At 70.0% G+C, this 20,013-nt stretch carries 20 protein-coding genes and 4 pseudogenes; 7 read left to right on the top strand and 17 right to left on the bottom strand.

Annotation, left to right across the window (positions count from 1 at the left end):
* Window positions 1–164: 164 nt before the first annotated feature.
* The 9 genes and pseudogenes from ACIRF9_RS49755 to ACIRF9_RS49715 form a co-directional block, all read right to left on the bottom strand.
* Entirely contained in the window at window positions 165–491 is a 327-nt protein-coding gene (locus ACIRF9_RS49755; RefSeq protein ID WP_403837030.1) for a hypothetical protein, read from the bottom strand.
* Window positions 492–744: 253 nt separating this feature from the next.
* Window positions 745–984, bottom strand: coding sequence for a hypothetical protein (locus ACIRF9_RS49750; protein WP_403837029.1), 240 nt, complete (start codon window positions 982–984; stop codon window positions 745–747).
* Window positions 985–1,114: 130 nt separating this feature from the next.
* Complete coding sequence (locus ACIRF9_RS49745; protein ID WP_403837028.1) at window positions 1,115–3,310, bottom strand: tetratricopeptide repeat protein; 2,196 nt, start codon at window positions 3,308–3,310, stop codon at window positions 1,115–1,117.
* Window positions 3,311–3,380: 70 nt separating this feature from the next.
* Complete coding sequence (locus tag ACIRF9_RS49740; RefSeq protein ID WP_403837027.1) at window positions 3,381–3,764, bottom strand: hypothetical protein; 384 nt, start codon at window positions 3,762–3,764, stop codon at window positions 3,381–3,383.
* Window positions 3,765–4,189: 425 nt separating this feature from the next.
* Window positions 4,190–4,404, bottom strand: a pseudogene (locus tag ACIRF9_RS49735) (hypothetical protein); the annotation flags it as partial.
* Window positions 4,405–4,525: 121 nt separating this feature from the next.
* A pseudogene (locus ACIRF9_RS49730) lies at window positions 4,526–4,987 on the bottom strand (VanW family protein); the annotation flags it as partial.
* A 7-nt stretch (window positions 4,988–4,994) separates the two neighbouring features.
* On the bottom strand, window positions 4,995–8,513 hold the full coding sequence (locus ACIRF9_RS49725) for a CHAT domain-containing protein (protein ID WP_403837026.1): 3,519 nt from the start codon (window positions 8,511–8,513) through the stop codon (window positions 4,995–4,997).
* Between the two features lie 3 nt (window positions 8,514–8,516).
* Window positions 8,517–8,681, bottom strand: a complete 165-nt coding sequence (locus tag ACIRF9_RS49720; RefSeq protein ID WP_167745770.1) for a hypothetical protein — start codon at window positions 8,679–8,681, stop codon at window positions 8,517–8,519.
* The gene (locus ACIRF9_RS49715; protein ID WP_403837025.1) at window positions 8,681–9,331 is read right to left on the bottom strand and encodes a DUF6338 family protein; all 651 of its coding nucleotides are present in this window, start codon (window positions 9,329–9,331) and stop codon (window positions 8,681–8,683) included. The genes ACIRF9_RS49720 and ACIRF9_RS49715 overlap by 1 nt, the downstream gene beginning before the upstream one ends.
* A gap of 274 nt (window positions 9,332–9,605) precedes the next feature.
* Between ACIRF9_RS49715 and ACIRF9_RS49710 the strand changes: the two genes are divergently transcribed.
* Complete coding sequence (locus tag ACIRF9_RS49710; RefSeq protein WP_403837024.1) at window positions 9,606–10,049, top strand: hypothetical protein; 444 nt, start codon at window positions 9,606–9,608, stop codon at window positions 10,047–10,049.
* Between the two features lie 102 nt (window positions 10,050–10,151).
* Window positions 10,152–10,687 (top strand): annotated as a pseudogene (locus ACIRF9_RS49705) (hypothetical protein); the annotation flags it as partial.
* 724 nt (window positions 10,688–11,411) lie between these two features.
* Here the strand turns inward: ACIRF9_RS49705 and ACIRF9_RS49700 are convergent.
* Window positions 11,412–11,840 (bottom strand): hypothetical protein, encoded by a 429-nt coding sequence (locus ACIRF9_RS49700; RefSeq protein WP_403837023.1) that lies wholly within the window; start codon window positions 11,838–11,840, stop codon window positions 11,412–11,414.
* A gap of 89 nt (window positions 11,841–11,929) precedes the next feature.
* Between ACIRF9_RS49700 and ACIRF9_RS49695 the strand changes: the two genes are divergently transcribed.
* On the top strand, window positions 11,930–12,634 hold the full coding sequence (locus tag ACIRF9_RS49695) for a helix-turn-helix transcriptional regulator (RefSeq protein WP_403837034.1): 705 nt from the start codon (window positions 11,930–11,932) through the stop codon (window positions 12,632–12,634).
* A 520-nt stretch (window positions 12,635–13,154) separates the two neighbouring features.
* Here the strand turns inward: ACIRF9_RS49695 and ACIRF9_RS49690 are convergent.
* Entirely contained in the window at window positions 13,155–14,291 is a 1,137-nt protein-coding gene (locus ACIRF9_RS49690) for a lytic polysaccharide monooxygenase auxiliary activity family 9 protein (protein ID WP_403837022.1), read from the bottom strand.
* Window positions 14,292–14,848: 557 nt separating this feature from the next.
* Between ACIRF9_RS49690 and ACIRF9_RS49685 the strand changes: the two genes are divergently transcribed.
* Entirely contained in the window at window positions 14,849–14,998 is a 150-nt protein-coding gene (locus tag ACIRF9_RS49685; RefSeq protein ID WP_403837021.1) for a hypothetical protein, read from the top strand.
* A gap of 375 nt (window positions 14,999–15,373) precedes the next feature.
* Here ACIRF9_RS49685 and ACIRF9_RS49680 read toward each other — a convergent pair whose 3' ends face one another.
* Together ACIRF9_RS49680 and ACIRF9_RS49675 are read right to left on the bottom strand one after the other, a co-directional pair.
* Window positions 15,374–15,637, bottom strand: a complete 264-nt coding sequence (locus ACIRF9_RS49680) for an alpha/beta hydrolase (protein WP_403837020.1) — start codon at window positions 15,635–15,637, stop codon at window positions 15,374–15,376.
* 6 nt (window positions 15,638–15,643) lie between these two features.
* Window positions 15,644–15,832 (bottom strand): hypothetical protein, encoded by a 189-nt coding sequence (locus tag ACIRF9_RS49675; protein ID WP_403837019.1) that lies wholly within the window; start codon window positions 15,830–15,832, stop codon window positions 15,644–15,646.
* Window positions 15,833–16,055: 223 nt separating this feature from the next.
* Between ACIRF9_RS49675 and ACIRF9_RS49670 the strand changes: the two genes are divergently transcribed.
* Window positions 16,056–16,925, top strand: a complete 870-nt coding sequence (locus ACIRF9_RS49670; protein ID WP_403837018.1) for a helix-turn-helix domain-containing protein — start codon at window positions 16,056–16,058, stop codon at window positions 16,923–16,925.
* A 296-nt stretch (window positions 16,926–17,221) separates the two neighbouring features.
* Here ACIRF9_RS49670 and ACIRF9_RS49665 read toward each other — a convergent pair whose 3' ends face one another.
* The 3 genes from ACIRF9_RS49665 to ACIRF9_RS49655 are packed head-to-tail and all read right to left on the bottom strand — an operon-like array spanning window position 17,222 to window position 18,160.
* Window positions 17,222–17,404 (bottom strand): hypothetical protein, encoded by a 183-nt coding sequence (locus ACIRF9_RS49665; RefSeq protein WP_403837017.1) that lies wholly within the window; start codon window positions 17,402–17,404, stop codon window positions 17,222–17,224.
* A gap of 28 nt (window positions 17,405–17,432) precedes the next feature.
* Entirely contained in the window at window positions 17,433–17,735 is a 303-nt protein-coding gene (locus ACIRF9_RS49660) for a Tn3 family transposase (RefSeq protein WP_403837016.1), read from the bottom strand.
* Window positions 17,732–18,160 carry a transposase gene (locus tag ACIRF9_RS49655; RefSeq protein WP_403837015.1) on the bottom strand — a complete coding sequence of 143 codons (429 nt, stop codon included), beginning with the start codon at window positions 18,158–18,160 and terminating at the stop codon, window positions 17,732–17,734. The genes ACIRF9_RS49660 and ACIRF9_RS49655 overlap by 4 nt, the downstream gene beginning before the upstream one ends.
* Before the next feature lie 26 nt (window positions 18,161–18,186).
* Here ACIRF9_RS49655 and ACIRF9_RS49650 point away from each other — a divergent pair, with 26 nt between their 5' ends.
* On the top strand, window positions 18,187–18,426 hold the full coding sequence (locus ACIRF9_RS49650; RefSeq protein ID WP_403837014.1) for a hypothetical protein: 240 nt from the start codon (window positions 18,187–18,189) through the stop codon (window positions 18,424–18,426).
* Here ACIRF9_RS49650 and ACIRF9_RS49645 read toward each other — a convergent pair.
* Window positions 18,419–19,045, bottom strand: a complete 627-nt coding sequence (locus tag ACIRF9_RS49645) for a class I SAM-dependent methyltransferase (RefSeq protein ID WP_403837013.1) — start codon at window positions 19,043–19,045, stop codon at window positions 18,419–18,421. The two genes, ACIRF9_RS49650 and ACIRF9_RS49645, sit on opposite strands and share 8 nt — an antisense overlap.
* A 130-nt stretch (window positions 19,046–19,175) precedes the next feature.
* On the opposite strand from ACIRF9_RS49645, the pseudogene ACIRF9_RS49640 reads away from it, so the two are divergent.
* Window positions 19,176–19,376: pseudogene (locus ACIRF9_RS49640) on the top strand (hypothetical protein); the annotation flags it as partial.
* Between the last annotated feature and the right edge of the window lie 637 nt (window positions 19,377–20,013).

Genomic DNA, 20,013 nt, shown 5'->3' with positions numbered 1-20,013 from the left:
CTCGCCCGGCAACAAGCCGAGGCTCCCGCGGCAGCAGCTACTTCATGCCTGACCTGCGCAAATGTCACACGAGGTTCGGAAAGAGAACGGCCTCTAAGGGGCGGCGACGCGCCGGAGTCGGTAGGAGGGTGGCGAAGTCGGGTTCCTGCCCTTCCGAGCTGAACTCAGGTGAGGTCGAAGGCGACGCTCACCGAGCCGTCCCAGTCCGGTGCCTCCATAAGCGTGAGGGTTCCATTCTCGGCCTCGACGACTCGCACCGTGATCCCGCCGCGGTCCTCACCGGGAAACGCAATGGAGAAGTGGGGGGCCATCTCCATGAGGAAGTCCCAGCCCTCGCGCTGGGTCGTGTCAAGGGCGCTGGCATGCCGCCCGGTTGCCTGCCACTTGCCGACCGCGTCGACAGTGACGGTGATGTCGATGTCGTACATCTCAAGGCAAGTCGAGTGATTGGCCCACCATTCGAGGCGGCCCTGACCCACGAATCGATCCATGAGCACACTATGCACAGTGGCTAGGCCGACCGGGTGAGCCTGCACGGCTGCCGGCCGTCGTGGGTCAGGCCGTGAGACAGAACTGCATGGGGCAGACCGGACAGGCCCTCGCCTCATCCAGCGGCGCCCCATACGCTCGCGACCTCATTCTGAAACCATCAGTAAGCGGAGCCGAAGAAGATCCGCCGCTACAAGTTGATCATCATCGACGAGGTGGGCTACATACCGTTCGACCAGAACGCCGCGAACTGAACTACCAGCCCATGTCCCGGGCGACTTCGCTCTGAGCCGCCGCGATGTCCTCGGCGGTCGCCCCGGTCACTTCGGCGTCCGCGGCCCACTCCAGCCGTGACAGCAGATCGGCCAGGGCCTGCTTCTGGGCAGGATGGGTGACCGGCACCGAGTCGAGATCCGTGGTCATCAGCCAGTCGAACAACACGATGGCGTCCGCACGCCACAAGCGCACCGACACCGTCGGGACATCGTCTTCCATGCGCCCATGATGCCGGGCAGACCGAGCTGCTTGACCCAACCGCACGACCCCAGGGGGTCAATTCTGCGGGACTGGTGGCACGGCTGCCTTGTCTCGCTGGGCACACTTCCCTGTTGCAGGTGGGTGAGCGTCACGTACTACGTCTGTCCCGGTACGTTTTGGCAATGCGGTGCCATAGTCCGCCTTTTTCGGCAGCGGGCAGTGCGCGGGTGAACTCGGTCAGCACCGCGGTTACCTCAGCATTCTCACCGAGTCGTGCCGCCATTGTCATAGCCTGCGCGTGGAGCTCGCGAGCCTCCTCGGTGCGCCCGACGACGACGCAAGCGAGCCCGAGCCGTGCGAGGGCGTCGCAGAGGGCGTGCTCATGTGCCCTGAGATCCTCTGCGGCCAGCTGCCTGAAGACGTCCTCGCCCTCCGTGGCCCGCAGCACGGCGTCTTCCGGCCGCCCCGCCTCCAACAGCTTCGCACTGAGATGGATCAACAGGTCGGCGAAGTACCTCTGGAAGGCTCCCGGGGCCGCCTGTGCCTGGCGTCTGCGGATCTCCATGGCTTCCTGAGCCGGGGCGACGGCTTCCGAGTGTCGGCCCAGGTCCGCGAGCGCGACGCTGAGGTTGTGCAGTGCTCCCGCGAGTTCCACATGGGGGAGTGCGGGGTCCGCGCCTGCCCATCGGCGGCCGATGGACACGGCCTCCTCGGCCGCCATCCGGCGCCTTTCCGGATCGGGCTCCTGGAAGCCGAGGTTCGCAAGAGAACGTCCCACCAGGGGTTCGGCGTCAGGCTGGTCCCGAGCGAGTTCCCGGTAGATCCTGATGGACTCTTGTGTCGCGGCTACAGCCTCCGCGCGCCGCCCCGCCCCGAACAGCGCCATGCCGAGGATGGTGTGGAGCCCGCCCCTGTCGCTCATCGTGCCGTGGCCGTCGACCACTGCCAGCGCCGCCTTCGCCACAGCGGTTCCGTCGTCGAAGTAGCGCCACTGGAAGAGGCGATGCACGAGGTCGAAAGCGATGCGTACCACGACATCCGGGTGGCTCCTGGAGAAGGTCTGGGCGGCAGCGGTGAGGTTTGCGCGCTCGCCCTTGAGCCAGCCGAGCGCTTCACCGCGGCTGCCGAACCGCTGACGGATACGCTCCTCCGGCAGATCCACCAGGAGCGCGGTCGCGGCTTCGAACGTCGTGGCGTAGTGCTCCAGCAGCCGGCCCGCCGCCTCCGCCCGGGCCCCCGCGTCATCCCCCTCCGCCAGTTCCGCCGCGTACAGCCGGATCAGGTCGTGCATCCGCCACCGCCCTGCGCCCACCGGCTGCTCGCTCAGCAAGGCCGTGCGGGCGAGGTCCGCCAGCAGACGCCGGGCCGGGCGGCCGACCAGGGCTTCCGCCGCGTCGGTAGCCAGGTCCGGGCCGGGGTTGAGGGACAACCGGCGGAAGAGCAGGGCCTGTGCGGGGTCCAAACGACGGTACGAGCCCTCAAAGGCGGCCCGTACGGCGAGGGAGTGGCCGCCGTCGTCGTAGCGCAGGTGCTCCAGGCGCCCTCGATCGTCCGCCAGTTCGGCGGCGAAAGCGGCGAGAGAGAGGCCCGGGTCGCCGGTGAGGCGGGCTGCGGCGATCTCCAGGGCGAGCGGGAGCCTGCCGCAGTGGCGCACGACCTCGTCCAGTGCCTCACGCTCGCGCGAAGGGCGGGCGTCGTCGGGACGCGCGCGGCTGAGGCTGTCGCTGATGAGTTCCCGGGCCGGGCCGGGCGCCAGTTCGTAGAGGCCGAGTTGGCGCGCGGGGAGGGCCGCGAGGATGTCCCGAGAGGTCACCACTAACCGGTGTTCGCGACGCGCGGGGATCAGGGGGCTCACCTGCGCGGCCGTTGAGGCATTGCCCGCCACCACCAGCACGCGTCGGCCCTGGTCGGCCATGCGGGCCAGTTCGGAGCGGTAGAAGGCCGCCTGTTCGTCGGTCGTGGACGGCAGGTCCTTGTCCCGCACACCGAGTGCCCGCAACAGCGCGGCAAGTGCCTGTCCGCCCGTGACCTGGCCTTCTGGGTCGTAACCGCGCAAATTCACAAACAGTACTCCGCCGGGGTACCAGTTGCGCACGATCGCCGCCTCGTGGGCAACATGGAGCGCCAGTGCAGTCTTGCCGATCCCCGCGAGTCCAAAGACGGCGGAGACCACGACGGCCGAGGGGCCCTGCCCTTCGGGATCGAGGAGTTCCAGCAGTTGTTCGGCCTCGGACGTGCGGCCGACGAGGTGCGCCGGTGGGGCCGGAAGTGCGGCCGTTGCCTGCGGTACGGGGCCCGTGCCCGTGGAGATGATGTTGTACTGGTCGCCGGCGAACTGCTCCACGCGTCCTGCTCCCTGGGCGCGCGCGTGCTGCTCTGCGCGGTGGGTACGCCGCTCCTCTCCCGCCATCCGGCTAGTGCCCACCAGTGTGCTGATCGCCGCCGATCTGCGTAATGCGCGCAGTGCCCGACGATTCGGCCTGCTGCTCCACATCACCAGGGGGCCTGGAGGCTGTGCCACCTCGGCCTCCGCCGATCTGTGTCGTCCGCGAGGCGTCCCTCGCCGTCGCCCGCTGGACCACCCGGCCTCCTGTCCACATCTCGCGCCCGGCCCACCAGCCGAACGGCGCCCCGACTGCACCTGCGGCGATGGTGGCGAACGCGGCGGCGACCGCCCAGCGTTCGGCCTCCCCGCGCGGCAGCCAGCCGGAGAACACCGATCCGGCCAGCCACAGTCCGACTCCGAAGGCCACGAGCGTTGCCGCGACCGCAGTTGCCCACCGAACCGTTCGCGCCACAGCGGAACTCCTCTCGCGGTCCCGAGAGTTCAAGTGTTCCAGGCCCCGGCCAGCGTGGGAACACAGCACAAGGCCCGCAGTGGTTTCGCCGAACCACGGGGCCTGCCCTTGCGTCAAGGGTGACGCGCTCAGCCCCTGAGCGCCCTGAGGGCGGTCGGCGCGTGAACCGGGTAGTTGCCCCGTTGCTCGCCACACGACACCGGCCAGAGCGCCGACAGCCCGGCGCAGCAAGGCGCCGAGGGCGAGACGACAGCATCGACGACCTCCCGCCCGGGCCGACTACCGCGAGCGCCGTGCCGTCGAGTGCGGGAACAACCGACTCGAGAGACACCGCGCCGTCGCCGCGCGCGACGACAAGCCGGCCGTCCGCTACGAGGCGACCGTCCTCGTCGCCGCCGTCAACGAGTGGCTGTGGCCCTCGGCCGTCACGCGGTGGGATCCACGTTCCACTTCGCGGGCAGATCGCTGCCGCAGAACACGCAGACGAAGTCGTCCTCGCGCACCATGTTGTGCTCCTGGCAGTCGGGGCACCGCCGGAGACAACCTCGTGGGTGAAGCCGGAAGGCCGCTGGAGCCCTGCAGCGTCCAGAGCACGGGCGACCACCGCCCAGGAACTGACGTCCGGGCAGTCCCCGGTGGACTAGTTGCTGACTCACAGCAGTCAACCTGGACTTACCGGCCCCGTCCTGGCCGAGCAGACAATGCACTGTTGCGGGGCATTTCCGGGCCGAGCCAGGTCTGCCGCTGTCGGATCACTGGGCCTGTGGCACGCACTTCTCGTCGGTGCTCACCTTCTGCTCCGGTGGCTTCACCTGGGTCCGCGGCCCCCTGACCGACTTGATCTCGTCGTACTTGTTCGTGCCGAGGAAGGTGGCGGTCACCGAGGTGTCGGTGGATTCGGCCTGGATGTAGATGGCGTTGCCGGAGTCGTTGGTGAACCTGAGATCGAGGCTGCCCCAGGCGACCGTCGCCTCACGGCCCTCCGGGTAACACTCGATGTAGAAGGAGTGGGCGCCGTGCTCCACGGGCTTGACCCCGGCGAAGAAGATCGCGTCGAACACGGTCGTGGCCATGGCGGAAACACCCCCGCCGGGCGTTTTGGTGAACTGGTCGTCGAGGATCATGATGCCCTCGACGAAACCGTTGGCCTGGGTGCGCCGGCCCACGGTGCGGTCGAAGCTCCAGGTCTCGTCGGGCATGACGACGGAGCCGTTGATGAGTTGCGCGTCATCAGGCGCCCGCGTGGACGTGTGCGGCCCACACCGATGGCAGGTTCGGATACTTCGCCCTGAGCCGCCTGACCGTGCGATGAACCGCCGCCGACGCGCACAACGCACCGGATCGGTCCGCGATCAACTCGCCGTAGAGCTGCTGGCTGAAGGCTGGCGCCACCACGTCGTCGACGCGCCAGAGCGTGCCGACCACCTGGGAGAAACCGGCTATCTGAAAAGCCGCCAACGGGTGGATCGCCTCGTCGGACAGGCGCGCGGTGGTGCGGGCCGTGTCGCAGGCCGACAGGAACGCGAACTCCGCGTTCCGCAGACGCAGCCGGGAAAGGTCCAGCACCCGAAGCGGCGCGCGGTCGTGGTCGTGCAGCGCGAGGTGGCTGTCCGAAGGGTTGTCCGGGTCGCTGTACCCGTGGCAGGCGAAGTGCGCCCAGCCACTGGCCGGCAAGGCGTCGAGAACGGCGTCACGAGTCGCGTCCGCGCCGACCAGGACCGTGGCGCCGGGTATGAGAGCGGCCAGGTGGTCGGCTTCGGCCTGTGCGCCGGGCAGGTCCGGGGCATCCGGAGTGTGCGGCATCGCGACCACCAGCAGCCGCGGCTCGTTCCGGTCGTCGCGGCGGCCCGCGCGCGCGTGACCCAGCGCGCGGATCGTCGGCGTCGTCGAGGAGACGACGCGGTCGAGGAGCACAGGTCCGCCGTCGCGGTGGTGGCCCGCCGCGTGCAGGGGGAGCAGGCTGAGCGGCCCGACCGGGGCCCACCAGATCCTTGGCCACGGACCATCCGCCGCCGGTTCCGCCGTCAGCTCCAGTTCGCCGAGCACAGGGCCCACGATGGTGTCCCACAGCCACTCGAGCGTGTCATGGATCGCCTGCTCGGCGGCCAGCCGCCCCTCCGTGAACGCGGTGTGCAGAGCGCGTACGCGGTGGCTCACGGTCTCTTCGCTCAGCCGGTCCAGCGCGCGTGACCGGACCCCGTCCGGAGTGATGATCAGCGCGTCACAGCGGTGCCGGCTGACGTTGACGTACACGATCGGGCCCTCGTGTGCCTGCGCGGTGAGGTCGGTGAGCAGCGGGGGCCGTAGGAACCGCTCCATCCCGGGCAGCGCGCGGATCCGGTCGGTCACCGCGTCGAGCTCGTCGGCGAGGGCCACGCGGTCGCTCGTGGTGTCGGTTTCGAACTCCGCGGTGAGCGTCCGGAAGCGTTCGGCCAGCTCGGGTGCCCGCTCGCGCAGGTCGGAAAGATCGCCGCGGCTGTCGAGTGCCTGGGCGGCGAGCACGCAGCGCCCGGATTCGAGCAGGGTCACCGCGCTCACCTCGTCGCCGACGGCCAGCGCGCACGCGGCCGCGTCGGCGGCGACCCCGGCGAACCGGCCGAGCCAGTACTGGGCGTCCTCGCGGCCCAGGCGGCGCCCGGCGAGCCGGGGCAGCAGCCGGACCGCGGCGGCGTACCCTTCGGCGGCCACGTCGAACCGCCCCGCCTCGGCGGCCAGACCGCCCCACCGGTCTGCCGCTTCCGCCCGCCTCTCCGTCGGCGATCCTGCAGACGCCGCGGCCTCCCGGTAGCAGTCAAGTGCCTCGGTCAGCGCGTCGCCGTCGCCGAGGTGCCGGAAGCCGAGCGCCAGGACGTTGGCGACGCGGGTCAGTAAACCCGCCCGGGAATAGGCGTCCTGCTCGGGCCTTTGCGCCGCACTCCGGGCCAGGCCTACCGCCTCGGCGAGGACGTGCGGATCCGGCGGCTCCCGTCGCGCGACGGCGGGTGCGACGGGGTCCGTGCACCAGTCGCCGAGCGCGGCGGCCAGGTTCGCGGTGTACCTGGGCCAGTGCGGGCTGTCCTGCGGAGTCGCGGCCACGGACGCGCGACGCGCGGCGATCGCGTCCCGCAACGCGTTCCGGTCGCCGAACTTCTCGTACGCCATCGTCAGCACACCGCCGAGATTGGCCAGCCGCACTGCCCGGCCCGGGTCGTCGTCCGCCGTCACATCCGTGGCCGCGCGATGCGCGTCGATCGCCTCGTCGAGCACGCTCGCCTCGCCCGTCCTGATGAACCAGTCGGACAGTATGGCGCCAAGGTTGGAGAGCCGCTGGGCCTGCCCGGCGACCAGGCTCGCGCCGAGGCGGACGGACTCCCGCGCACGGTCGACCGCCTCCGACAACACCTGCAGCTCGCCGGTCACCTGGTACCGGTTGTGCAGCATGACGGCGAGGATCCCGAGCGAACGCAGGTGGTCACCCTGCCCGGCCGTGGCCTCGGCGGCACGGCGAGCGACGTCGATCGCGTCCATGACGTGGGCCAGGTCTCCGGTCGCGTGGAACAACGCGTTCAGGTTGACGGCGAGGTTGCCCATGAACCGGGCCCGCAGTGGATGGCCCGCCGACGTGCACGCGACCGCCTCCCGTTCGATGATGACGGCCTCCGCGAGCGCGGCGTGGTCCCCGAACGCTTCACCCCGGGTGGCCAGCGCCGTGGCGAAGTGGTCCAGCCGCACGCCGCGGCGGGGGTGCCCGGCGGGGGTGGCCGCCGCCGCCGAACGTCCGCGCTCGATCGCCCGCTCGAGCAGGGCCGAGTCCCGGGTCTGCTCGAACTCGGCGGCGTACCGGCCGCACGCTTCGGCTTCGGTGTCGGCGGGTTCCCAGCCATTGTTCGATTTCGGGCGCTCGCCGGTGAGCGCGGCCCATTCTCGTTCCGTGGTCGTCAGCTCGACGAGGTTCTGCGAGTGCCGCGGATCGGTGACCGGGGTATGGGCCACCAGCGTCTGCCGGACCCGAAGCAGTTCGGCCAGATCATCCCGCGCTCCGCGAGCCCGGTAGTGGTCGTCGAGGAGGTACGCGAGGATCTTCAACCGGTCGAGCACGTCGGACGACCCGGCCGCCGTGAGGTCCACCGCTCGCCGCGCGGCGTCGACGGCTTCCTCCACGACACCGGTCTCCCCGGTCTCATGGGACCAGTCGCGCAGGACGACGGCGAGGAAGTGCAGACTCCTGGCGGCGGACACGTCATCGGGGGAGCACTCGGCGGCGGCCCGCGCGTGCTCGGCGGCCTCCGCCAGGGGGGCGAGGTCCTTCGTCACGGTGAACGCCGTCCGCAGCGCGACAACGAGGTTGACCAGGTAGAACGCCTTCTTCGCGGACGGTTCCTCGTCGACGGCCGTCCGGCTCCAGTACAGCGCGTTGGCCAGGGTGCCACGGTCCTGGTTCTGCTGGAACGCGGTGTGCAGCAGCATGCCGATGTTGTTGGCGTAGCTGGCCGAGGCCTCCGGGCTTTCGTACGTCAGGACGTAAGCCTCCATGACTTTGCGGACGGCTTCCCTCAGGAACTCGAGGTCTCCGGTCTGGTGGTAGCGGGTCTGCAGCAGGCCCCCGAGATTGGACAGGACCGAGCAGCGCTCGGCCACGTCCTCGACGGCCAGCACGGCATGGCCGAGGTCGATCGCCTTCTCGACCGAAGCGGGGTCCGCGCTGTGCCGGGCCACCCGGAACGCCTCCCAGAACCGCTCGGCCAGATCGTTCGCGGGCCCGCCGCCCACGCGTCAGTCCTCGTTGCCGTTCGAGGTGCCAGCCGGGCCGCCGGGCGCCTCGTCCGGCTCGGCGACCGTGCGTTTCGGGGTGTAGCCGCGTTCCGCGGCCTCCTGCAGCAGCGCCGCTTCTTCGGGCGTGAGCTCGGGTTCGTGCGAGAGCTCGGGTTCGTGCGCCATTATCGCTCCTCCCCCGGCACGGCCGCCGGTTCTCCGGCTTCGACGAACTCCAGCACGTCGAAGTCTTCCGCCCGCAGCCGCAGGCCCGCCGTCCCGTGCACGCGCGCGCCGAACGCCCCGTCGGCACCCATCACGCGCGCCGATTCGAGGTACAACTCGGCCGGGTGGGGGTACGAGGAGGCGTACGACCGGTTGCCGTACCAGCCGCCCGCCCAGTTGCCGTCCTTGAGTCGCACGCGCACGAAGCACGGTTCGCGGTCGCGGAACGCGTGGTCCCAGGCGCTGGGCGTGCGCAGGAACCGAGCCTTGCGCCGCTGCCGATCCACCAGGGAAACGGTGACCGCCGCCGCGGCCGGCACGACGAGGAACAGCACCACGGAGACGAAGCCGACCACTCGCGGCCGCTCCACGAAGCCGTCCCAGCCGCCGTCGGCGCCTCGAGCCAGGCGAACCAGCGCCGGCCCCGCCACCACTGCGTACAGGGCGTCCAGCGCGATCGACGCGACGATCGCCCGCAGCACCCGCTCACCCAGATCACGCTCACCGGGCACCGGCCCGCGGCGGCGTTCCCGGACGAACTGATAGGTGACCCCGGGCAGCACCAGAAGGACGAGCAGAGCGAGCTGCACGACGGTCGCAGGCGCCTGCACTCACCACCCCCCATGTCTCACGGACTCCGCCCGATCAGGCTACTGGCTTGCGTCTCCGCGGTCGGCAGAACACCCCTTTCCGCGGCTACTGGGAGGCAGCGGGCCGGCCTCGGCGACGCCGGCCCGCATGAGCCTGTTGACCCCATCAGCCTGCGCCTTCGGGACACCGGCCGCCTGCTGGCGCATTCCCGCCCGGCCGGCAGGCGATGGCTGCTGCCGTACAGCCGCCCCGCCGCACGGCGCGAGCCCGGCCTGCGCCGCGGGAAAATAAACCATGAAGTTCCTGAAGCGGCCCAACCGCCGAGACCAACACAGTGACTACGTTCCGGATGACGATGATGAGGACGACGACGAATCCGCCCGCGGCGGCTACGTGATCATCGTCGAGCCGCAGGCGCCGACGATGACGCTCGTGGAGCCGATCCGAACCATGCGCTCGGAGGAGTTATCGGTCTCTGTCCCCGCACAAGAGCTGAGGCCGGGCCTGAATTACCTACTTGGCGGACCCGGGGAGCCGACATGCGAGGTGGTTCAGGTCGTGGCAGGCGAACCGTTGCCGGGCAAGCGTCGGCGCATTCGGCGAGGCAGGTTCAGGACCATCGCTTCTGCTCATCCGGCGGGTACGTTGGTCACACCCGTAACCGCTGAACGCATCGAGGACTGGGCCCAGTGGATCCAGGAGGGTGCAGCCCGTGACGGGCACCGTACTCGGGGTTGAGGAACAGCCATGTCAGATCGTGCCCTAAGCCCGATCCGTCACCTGGGGTGACGTTCTGCGGTCCGTGCATGAAGCGGCCCTGTTTTCTTTGGCAAGGGGGAAGTGGTACCGACCGTTGTGCGGCTGCCGACCGGGAAGGCGTTGACCGTTCGTGCGGCGGCGGACGTGTTCCTCGACTCGCTCGGATCGGCGAGGCCCGGCCGCCTGGCCCGCTCGAAGCTGGCGATCGACCCGACTGGTCGCGCGGTGCGAGCCTCATCTGCGGGAGAAGACTCTGTGGCGGATGCTGTACGAAACCGCCGGCCGTGCGGAGGAGATCCTCGGCGTGACTTGGACTTCGCTGGGCGTCGCTGCCTGGTCAAGGCCAAGGGCGCGCGGAGCAAGGCCCGCCGCAGGGGCCAGGCGCGCGAGGACTTCGTGCTGGAGACCGTGTACGGGGACGCCGGCACTGCCCGGCTCCTGCCCCGGCTGCTGAAGGGCCATATCCGCGGGCCGGTGCTCGTCACCCACCGCCGACCGGGGCCCGGGGGGAGGTTTTCAGCCCCCGCGGCGTGTGCCCGGACACCGGGCTGGCCCGCCTGTCGTACGGGAAAGCCCGCGCGCTGCTCAAACGCCCTGCCCCGCTTGCCCGGCCGGGCGGTCAGTCCCCGCGGCAGGTGGAGGATCTCCTCGACAAACTGGTCCGCTGCCGTGTCCTTGCCGCCTGGCAGCACCTCGGGGAGCACGACGAGATCGCCTGGCGCCTCCTTCCCGAACGGGGCGCACCGACCAGCGCCACACCAGGAAGGTGATCACCTGGCAGCCCTCCCGTCCCCTCCCAAACGGCACGGAAGGCAGCACGTCCGAGCCGCGTCCCGCCATCGTCCGGTCCCGCCATGGTGGGACGAAGAGACGTACGGCAAGTCGGCCGCAACTCCCGGCGCACGGCCACAGGGATCAGATCCGGTCAGGTTGTTTCGAGACAGCGTGATTCGCCATGAGACGCAGGGAGACACTGGCGGACACCCATGAACGCCAATGAACGACAACGACCGCCAACGCCCCTGGCCAGGAGTGTCCGAGACGGGGCACCGGGTTGTTTCGAGCTCGAGGAGGAGAGCAACACTTGCCGGTATGCCGAGCTTTCAGCAAAGGAAGGCCGTGGGCGACGCACACGAAAGGCACGTCGCCGAGGAACTCGCCCTGCGCGGATGGGACGTCAGCCCCTGGGGCCAGGGCGTGCTGACCGAAGCGGTGCGAGTCCCTCTGCGGGGCACCGATCACCGCATACTCCCGCAGCGGAACATATCCACCCACGCGCAAGCCCCCGGCCGGCAGCCTCGGACCAGTTGCCGGAGAACCGCTGGTGGTTCCAGTGACACCTCAGTGCCGCTGCCGCTTGCCGTGGTAGCGCTGGGCGAGCCGGGCCAGGGCGACCGCCCCGAGCAGGAGCCCGAAGTCGCGCAGGGCGATGTCGTAGTAGTCGGGGATGCTCAGCAGGTTGACGATGATGCCGCCCAGCCAGGCGGCGACCAGCCACCCTCCGAAGCGCGGGGCCAGGCCAACGACGACGCCTGCCACGATCTCGATCACACCGACCGCGTACATGGCCTGCTGGGCGCTGCCCGGCACGACGTCGTTGATCCACGGCGCGAGGTAGCCGGGCCAGTCCACGAGCAGGTTGGTGAACTTGTCCAGCCCGAACAGGATCGGCGCGACCGTGAAGCCGGTGCGCAGGATCGCGAAGGCCTGGTAGCCGGGGTCGGTGAGAACGGCCCGCCGCGAGGTGGTGGTTGTGGTTGCGGACGCCATGGCGCACGCCCCCTCTTTCTATAGGCAACTCTCACTATCTATAGAAGCGGGGAAACCTTCTTTAGTCAATGGCTATGGGTTTTACACTGGTGTTCGTGGACCACTCCAAGCCCGCACCCCCGACCGGCGTCTCCGCCGTCGCCGCTCTGGACGAGCCGACCCGCAAAAGGCTGTACGACCATGTCGTGCGCCAGCCGGGACCAGTCAGCCGCGACGAGGCCGCCCAGTCACTGGGCCTGGCCAGGCAGACCGCGGCGTTCCATCTGGACCGCCTGGCCGACGCGTCACTGCTCGATGTCGTCTACGAGCGGCGCAGCGGACGCACCGGTCCGGGAGCGGGCCGGCCCGCCAAGCTCTACAAGCGCTCCGCCCAGCAGGTCACCGTCAGCCTGCCCGAGCGGCACTACGAACTGGCCGGACGGCTCCTCGCCCACGCCGTGGAGGAATCGGAAGCCACCGGTGAACCGGTGCGGACATGCCTGCACCGCAAGGCCCACGATCTGGGCACACGGCTCGGCGCCCAGGACCAGGCCGGTGTGTTCGACGTGCTGGAGCGGTACGGATTCGAGCCGCGCCATGACGGTGACGCCATCCTGCTGGGCAACTGCCCCTTCCACGCGCTCGCCCGCGAGTACACCCAGACGGTATGCGGCATGAACCTCCACCTGCTCCGCGGCATCGTCGCCGGGCTCGGTGAAGGCGGCCTCCAGGCGCGCCTGGCCCCTGGCCCCGGCCACTGCTGCGTGCGCCTGGAGCCGGTTTCCTCCCCACCCGCGAGCGAACAGCCTTCCTGAAGCGACTTTCAAACCCGAGTGCCAGTGCAGCGCGTCGCAGGTCCTTTGCCGGTTGGGGGGCCGCTGTGTGGTGGTCGGCGGGCGGTGCGGGTTGGGGGTGGCGGACGGCACCCTTCACCGCGAACACCCGAGGTCAAGCCGTACGCCTCTACGGCAACCAGCACTGAGCATGCCCCAGGTGGAGTGAAGAAGCTGAGCCAGGCCGCCGCCTGCCGGGCGGTGCGTGCGGCATCCCGCCGGACGCGCGTGCGATGCCGTCGGAGATCAACTGCGTGCTTCAACTTATGCCCCCAGCCGCTTCTTGGGGAGCCCTCCTTCTGCCATAGCCCGCCCGCATTTCACGGCTGCCGGGCTCCGGAGGCAGGGTCTCACTGTGTGCCGCCCGCCCCGGCGTGGCGCCGGGGCGGGGTTCGGGACGAGGGTATGAGCGCGATCGAGTCCGTTTTTCGGCCCGGCGGTTCCCCCTCGGCACGGTATGCCTGCGGTGCCGGAGCCGGGCAGAGCGCGGCTGCCGGTCAGGTCATTCGAAGACGACGTCCGAGACGGACACGAAGAACTCGCCGGTCATCTCCTGCTCCTGGTCGACGTGGTCGCAGCACCTCTCCGGGTCGCCGGTGGTGCAGACGCCGCCGTGCCCGCCCCAGATGTTCACGATCGCGTGCCGGCCCGTCTTGCGTCCGGCCAGCGCCGCTGTGCTCCATGCCTGTTCGGGGCTGCGGCCGTGGACGACCACCATGAACGGGGTCGGCTCCAGGTCGGCCCAGGACAGCGGGGCTGAGGCGTTCCAGCCGTCCCTGGTGACGAAGAACTGGTACGTCCACGTCGGGCCGGTGTGGTTGGCGTCATGCATGTACGAGAAGGTGAGGTCCTGGGCGCCCGCGTCGAGGGTGGTGGTGGGCCAGTCACCCACGAGGTCCAGGCCGGCGAAGCGAGGGTTGCCCGCCGAGGCCACCTTGCCATCGTGGCCGCCGGTGCTGAACTTCCGGTACTCCAGGTAGTAGCCGCGCCGGTTCCACGGGTAGTCCGCGCACATCCGCTCCTTGCCGGGGACGACTTCCGCCCACCACGCGTCCGGGGCGCAGGCCGCTCGGACTTGGTCGCAGAAGGCGCTCGTGCAGGCGTGACCCCCGCTGCCCGCGGACTTGAGGGCGAGCACGGAACGGCCCGGCGGGTCGGCCATGTTGCCGTGCCTGGGCTGCGCGGTGTCCCCGATGCGCTCGCTGGACACCGCCACGGGGATCGGCTGGTACGGGTCGTCGGAGCGGCCGGGAACGGTGCACTCCTCGGAGAAGGGGCTCCAGCTGCCGTCGCCGCGCCGGGCCCGGATCCTGACCTGGTAGGTGTCGTCCGGATCTGTTCCCAGGGTGACCCAGTGGTTGGCGGCCGGCTTCCAGCCGCCCCACCAGGTGGGCCAGTCCAGATGGAGGGTCTGGGCGAGCCGGCCGTTGAGCCACACCTCGTACGCGTGCGGGTACGGAGCCCGGCCTTCGTCCCAGTCCGGCGGGGTGGTGTCCCCGCCGGAGTTGCCTCCGGTGGTCCACCGCAGGGAGATGCCGTGGAGGATCTCGGAGCCGTCGGTCCGGTAGGTCGTGGCGGCCGTGAGGTCCTTCGGGTCGTAGTAGTCGCCGTTGACGGGAGTACTGGAGTTGGGGGTCACCCGCGATCACCTCGGTCTTTCAGAGCAGCGGAAAGCTGGCAGAGGACGGAAGGGTGCTCTCCAGTTCCTCATCCCCGGCTCCCTGAAGCCACCCGGATTAGCCCCAACGGGTGACGTTTCAGGCGGGCGGAAGACGGTCCGTCGTACACGCCACGGGCCTGCCCAGGCACTGCGCACCTCGGGGCTGCGCCGCAGAGCGGCGAGGGTGCCGAAGGACAATGGCCCCTTCCCAACGTGATCAGCGTTCAAGGAGGTTGCCGTATCCGGCACAGCAGATGAGTCCGACTTTTCCGGCCTGGGCGGGGGCGAGGACCAGAAGGCGGACGACATCGTGCGGGAGGTGGTGGGCTGGTACAACGCCGCGATCGTCGCGGAACGCCGCGCACTGGTGCCCGACGATGAGCGTCTTGAGGCGCTGAAGGCCGGCCGGGGGAGCTCAAGGACCCTCGTCGCCGCCAGGCAATCGACCGCAGCCTCACTCAGCGCCTGAGGTCCGCCCGGCCCCTGCGCCGCCCGAAGATCGCCCGTCGGCCTACCGGGCAGGGCATCATCGCGGCATGGTGTCCATCACCGCCCGCCCCGCCGAGGTCGAGGACCGGAAGGTCCCCGGTCATCGGGAGGGTGACCTCGCGATGGGCACCAGGCCCTCGGTGGTCGCCACGCTCGTCGAGCGCACCAGCCGCCACACGACCATCGTCGCGTCCTGACGGCATCAAGGCCGAGAAGGTCACCCCGCACCTCGCCAGGAGCCTCCTCGGCATCCCGCCCCACCTGCGGCGAACGCTCACCTGGGACCGCGGCCGGGAAATCGCCGAGCACCAGGCCATCACCACCGAGACCAGGATGCCGATCCACCTCTGCAAGCCGCGGAGCCCGTGGCAACGCGGCACTGACGAGAACTCAACCACGCGCAGGACCCACGGCTACCGCACTCCGGCAGAGGTCTACGCTGACCTCCTGAACAGCGGTGATGCGCTGACCGCTTGAGCTCGCCGACGTTTGCCGACAGGCGGGGCGTCGGCAGAGCGAGCATGTGGACCTATGGCTGCCTCTGCTGCCCGTGGGTCCGGAGTGGCGGGTGGTCACCCAGCCAGGTGCTTGCCGAAGAACTCGGCGAGCTTGGCGACGGCGGGGGTGACGTATTCGTCCTTGTCGTACAGGTCGATATGGGTGGCACCGTCGACAACGACCAGTTCCTTGGGCTCGGCCGCCTGCGCGATCGCTTCCCGGCTGAAGTAGGCGCTCTCCGCCTGCGAACCGGCGATCATCAGCAGGGGGCGGGGCGAGATCAGCTCGATCATCGCGTACGAGTCGTACTGGGCGAGCTGGTCGACGCTGCGCAGCACCCATCCCTAGACGAGCGCGGCGAATCCGGCGCGGGCCAGGCGCTCGGCGTAGATGCTCGGGCTCTGCTCCTTCACGCCGCCTCCCGGGTGGGAGATGACAATGGCCGGCAGCCGGCCGTCGATGTGGTCGTCGGGGGTGAAGAGAATCCCGGCGAGGGCGAGATCGTTGCTGGGGAAGGTGACGCTGGTCTTCACGGTCTGTGCCTCCTGGTGCAGGTGGGGAAGTGCGGTGACCGCGACGGCGCGGATTCCTCCGGCGGTGCCGTCGTCTTCGGGGCGGCCCGTCCGCCGGCCACGTGATCGACGCTCGCACGCGGAACGCGGGCGGGTAAGAGGCTTCTTCTGTCCCCGGACCCCGCGGTCCTGGGACAGGGCAGGCCCACTGTCACTGGACCGGCGGGCTGTAACACTTCTACCTATGAGCAGCAGCGACAGCCGCGACAGCGAACTGGGCGCCTTCCTGAAGGCTCGGCGCACAGAGCTGAGCCCGGCCGAAGTGGGGCTGCCCGACTCCGCCGGCAGGCGCAGGGTCAAGGGCCTGCGCCGCGAAGAGGTGGCCTTGCTGGCGTCGATCAGCCCCGACTACTACACGCGCCTGGAACAGGGCCGCCGCCAGGCCTCCGAACCAGTGCTGGACACCCTCGCGCGTGTCCTGCGGCTTGATGACAGTGAGCGTGCCTACCTGTTCGAACTGTCCGGTCGAGACGCCGCCCGGCCGCGTCGGCGCACCACGCAGAAGGTCCAGCCGCAGCTGCAGCGCCTCCTGGAAGACCTCTCCACCACGCCGGCCGTCGTCCTGGGCCGCCGCACGGACATCCTTGCCTGGAACGCCATGGCGGCCGCCCTGTTCACCGACTTCGCGCGGATCCCGGCGAAGAAGCGCAACTTCGTACGGCTGGTCTTCTGCGAACCGGCCATCAGAGCGCTGTACCCGAACTGGGAGTGGGTGGCGCAGACGACGCTGGCGCAGCTGCGCATGGAGGCCGCCCGCGATCCGAAAGATCCGCGACTGGCCGAACTGGTGGGCGAGCTGTCGCTTCGGGACCCCGACTTCCGGCGCTGGTGGGGCACCCACCGCGTCGCCACCCAGGGATCGGGCACGAAAACGCTGAACCATCCCGTTGTCGGCCCGCTGACCCTCGACTGGTCCTTCCTCACCTCCACCGACGACCCCGACCAGCAGCTCATCACCCTGACCGCCGAGCCCGGCACACCCAGTCACGACCGTCTGCGCATCCTCTCCTCATGGGCCGCGCAAGCCGCCGACCACCCGATTGCGGACCGTTAGAGGCTCGCTTGGTTCCGGGGTCAGCAGGCTGTTTGGCCCGGCTTCGTCCCGTCAACCCTCGGCAGGACGCATTCCGCCACCGTCGCAGACCAGGATGCAGGGCTTGCTTTCGCGCATCCAGCAGGACGGGCACAGGTCCTGCAGCGGACCTGCCGGTTGGTCCGGTAGGCGGGTTCGACACCGGAGCGGTGGGCGTCACGGTCTTCGTCGGGAAGCCGCCACCAGGCGGCGAGACCAGGACCGTTGCCCAGGCGAGATGCCGGCCGACCCGGCCCCGGGGCTGCAGCGGAGCCGGTTCATGCGTTCTCCATGGCAGATCGGGCGGCCTCGCTCTCCGCGACCCGGGGCCCCGGAGCAGCCGCCGTGGCGAGGTTGAGGCGGGTGTCCATGTCGAGGTTCACCTTGCCGTACGGGCGCACATGGGACCAGAACAGCGGGGTCAGACCACGCCGGTCGGCGGGGTGAGGATGTCCGTCCACTCCGGTTCGCCATGTATGTCCAGAAGCATCAGGGTGTTCGCATAGCGCCGTTGAAGGACTCCATGACGTTCAGGCCCTCCTCGATCTCCCGCTGAAGGTCCCGAAGCCGCAGGTAGCGAGCCACGAAGATGGTCTTCTGAGCGCGGCCGACCTCCAGCATGGCCGCGTAGGTGGGGTGGGAGGCGTTACGGGTGAACCGGCGCAGGATCGCCTCGGTCGACGCAGTCCGCGTACGAATCGCGGTCGCGTACTTGATCATCTGGTCGTACCGCTGGGCGATGAGTTCCCAGCGGATCGGGCGGGTCAGCGCCGCAGTTACTGACGCTGTCACCGTGATGGCGTCAAGGTGAGGCCGGTCTCGGCGAGACATCCGTCGATGAGGTTGCTGCGGTACTGGATCTGGCGGAGACCGTGCCGAAGCGCCTTGATGAGATGGTCGGGGTCGGTGAATGCGGTGTTGACCTGGCTGCTGCGTCGCAGGAGTGACCAGATGCCCTCGACGGGGTTGAGGTCGGGTGCGTAGGGCGGCAGGAAGTAGCAGCCGATCCAGTCGTGGGTGTCGATGAAATCCCGCAGCCGGCGGTCTCTGTGCACGTTGAGGTTGTCCCACACGAGCACAATGGGTGCGCCGAGTTGCTGGTGGGCGTCGATGATGAGGTCGCGGTAGCCGGTCCAGGTGAAACTGCGTCTGCCGCCGCGCTTGTGATCCAGATGCCGCTTGGGCCGGTAGATCAGGCGCCGCCACAACGCGGTCACGCTGCCGCAGGACCTCGCTGGACCTGGTGACCTCCCGCTCCACGACCGGACCGCAGGCGCTCACCGCGGACGCCGAGGACGTCGCCGCCGTGCGCGCGGGCGCCCTTCCGATCGGTGAGGAGCACGGCCTGCCCCTGGTCCGCTTCCCGCTCGAGCACACCGCAGACGCCCACCGAGCGGTCGAGGGCGGCGCCGTCGGCAGGCAGGCAGGCAGGCAGCGAGGCGACGGCCGTGCCGGCGCCGATGACGTGCGCCGCTTCAGGTGAGGGGGCGGGTGTGCACGCTGACGGCGTAGCCGCCGCCCTCGTGGAAGGGAGCGCCGTCCCATGTGGCGTAGCGCTGCCGCAGGGTCAGTCCGGCTTGGGTGCACCAGTGGTCGAAGTCGCTCAGGGTGACGGTCGGTTCCGGCAGCGGCAGGTGTTCGGCGTCGAGTCCCATGCCGGTGACCAGCAGTCCGCCGGGGCGCAGCACGGCGGCCAGCCCGCGCACGACAGCCGGTTCGGTGCCGGGGGCCAGCAGGGGGATGACGTTCCCGGCGGCGAGCGCCAGGTCGAAGCCGGTTTCCAGGGAGAGGCCGTCCAGGTGCGCCAGGTCGCCATGGAGCCAGGTCGATGTGGGGGCGTTGCGACGGGCGACGGCGAGCATGGAGGGGTCGATGTCCACCCCGGTGCAGTGGTGGCCCAGCTCGGCGAGCCGGATCGCAACCCGTCCGGTGCCGCAGCCGGCGTCAAGGACCCGGGCGGCGGGTTCCAGCAGGGCATGGCAGAAAGCCGCCTCGCCGTGGACGTCGTGGCCCGACGCGGCGAGCCGCTCGAACCGTCGCGCGTACTCCTCCCCCGCTTGCCCACCCGTCAGCTCGGTCCAGCGGTCGCGTTGCCTCGTCATGTCCTGCATGCCTTCCGTTCGGCCCCGGCGTAGGAGCGAGGGCGGCGCGCCCCTCGCACACACCTTGATCGTCGCACGCTGCCGCCACTAGAGAGCCGGGTGCCTGCACCAAGCCTGCACGCCGGTGAAAAGCAACGTGAGCTTCGCGGCTGGTGCCTGGACGCGGGACATCAGCCACGGGATGCTCCGCGCGGGCTATGACCAGAAACTCACCATCCCCATCTGCCGACTCCGGTACCTGTACCAGGGCCTGAACCCCAGCGCGAGCGGCGACCACAACACCCTGCCGTGGCTGCTGGGCCTGCTCACCCAGACCAATGCGACCTGCTGACCGGACCGCGACCGCGGGCGAAGGCTGTGCCGGTGGTCGCGGCCCGCAGTGTCGCTCGATTCGGCGGCACGCGGACGATCGTAGGCCTTTGCGCGACCTGGCATCGCGGGCGGCGAGCGCCCGGCGACAGCGGCAGTCCCGTGTGCGCGTCACGCGCACCGGCCGCCCCGAGGAGTGGGTTGTCGGCCCATACCTGCGCCGACTGCCACGGGTACGGGGCGGCCGGGGCGCGGCGCTCCTCGGCCGTGCCGGCGGGGTCTGCGGCGCTCCGGCACCTTCCTGCACGGCTGTCCGCGTTCAGGTGCGCAACCGTTGCTCCGGGCGGCGGTCGGGTCCGGTGCCGAGGCCCGCTGAGAGGTGAACAGGACATGTGCCGGGCCCTGAGCGCCGTCCGCCCGGTGGGACGGCACGTCTGGACTGCCCCGCCGTCGATTTGCGGATGTGAGGGGGGTGGTGTGGCGAGCGGGGGGGTCGACCGGTCGCCGTGCTCGGCACGGGCGCACGGGTGCGTGTTGCTGACCGGTCGGTCCTCGGCCAGGTGCCCGCGTATGGGGCGATGATTCGGCACTTGTCGCCGGCATCACGTGATCACTGGGCTCCCGGTCACTTTCACGCTGCACGCACATCTTCCACACAC

The sequence above is a fragment of the Streptomyces sp. NPDC096132 genome (assembly GCF_044763345.1).
Taxonomy (GTDB): Bacteria; Actinomycetota; Actinomycetes; order Streptomycetales; family Streptomycetaceae; genus Streptomyces.
Note: the sequence above shows the minus strand (reverse complement) of the source record. Positions and strands in the feature narration are given on the sequence as shown.

Excerpts from the sequence above, each read along its gene's own strand:
- ACIRF9_RS49645 (WP_403837013.1), bottom strand. The coding sequence starts at position 19,045 with ATGACGAGGCAACGCGACCGCTGGACCGAGCTGACGGGTGGGCAAGCG.
- ACIRF9_RS49720 (WP_167745770.1), bottom strand. The coding sequence starts at position 8,681 with ATGGCGCACGAACCCGAGCTCTCGCACGAACCCGAGCTCACGCCCGAA.
- ACIRF9_RS49755 (WP_403837030.1), bottom strand. The coding sequence starts at position 491 with ATGGATCGATTCGTGGGTCAGGGCCGCCTCGAATGGTGGGCCAATCAC.
- ACIRF9_RS49685 (WP_403837021.1), top strand. The coding sequence starts at position 14,849 with ATGGTGTCCATCACCGCCCGCCCCGCCGAGGTCGAGGACCGGAAGGTC.
- ACIRF9_RS49670 (WP_403837018.1), top strand. The coding sequence starts at position 16,056 with ATGAGCAGCAGCGACAGCCGCGACAGCGAACTGGGCGCCTTCCTGAAG.
- ACIRF9_RS49700 (WP_403837023.1), bottom strand. The coding sequence starts at position 11,840 with ATGGCGTCCGCAACCACAACCACCACCTCGCGGCGGGCCGTTCTCACC.
- ACIRF9_RS49710 (WP_403837024.1), top strand. The coding sequence starts at position 9,606 with ATGAAGTTCCTGAAGCGGCCCAACCGCCGAGACCAACACAGTGACTAC.
- ACIRF9_RS49750 (WP_403837029.1), bottom strand. The coding sequence starts at position 984 with ATGGAAGACGATGTCCCGACGGTGTCGGTGCGCTTGTGGCGTGCGGAC.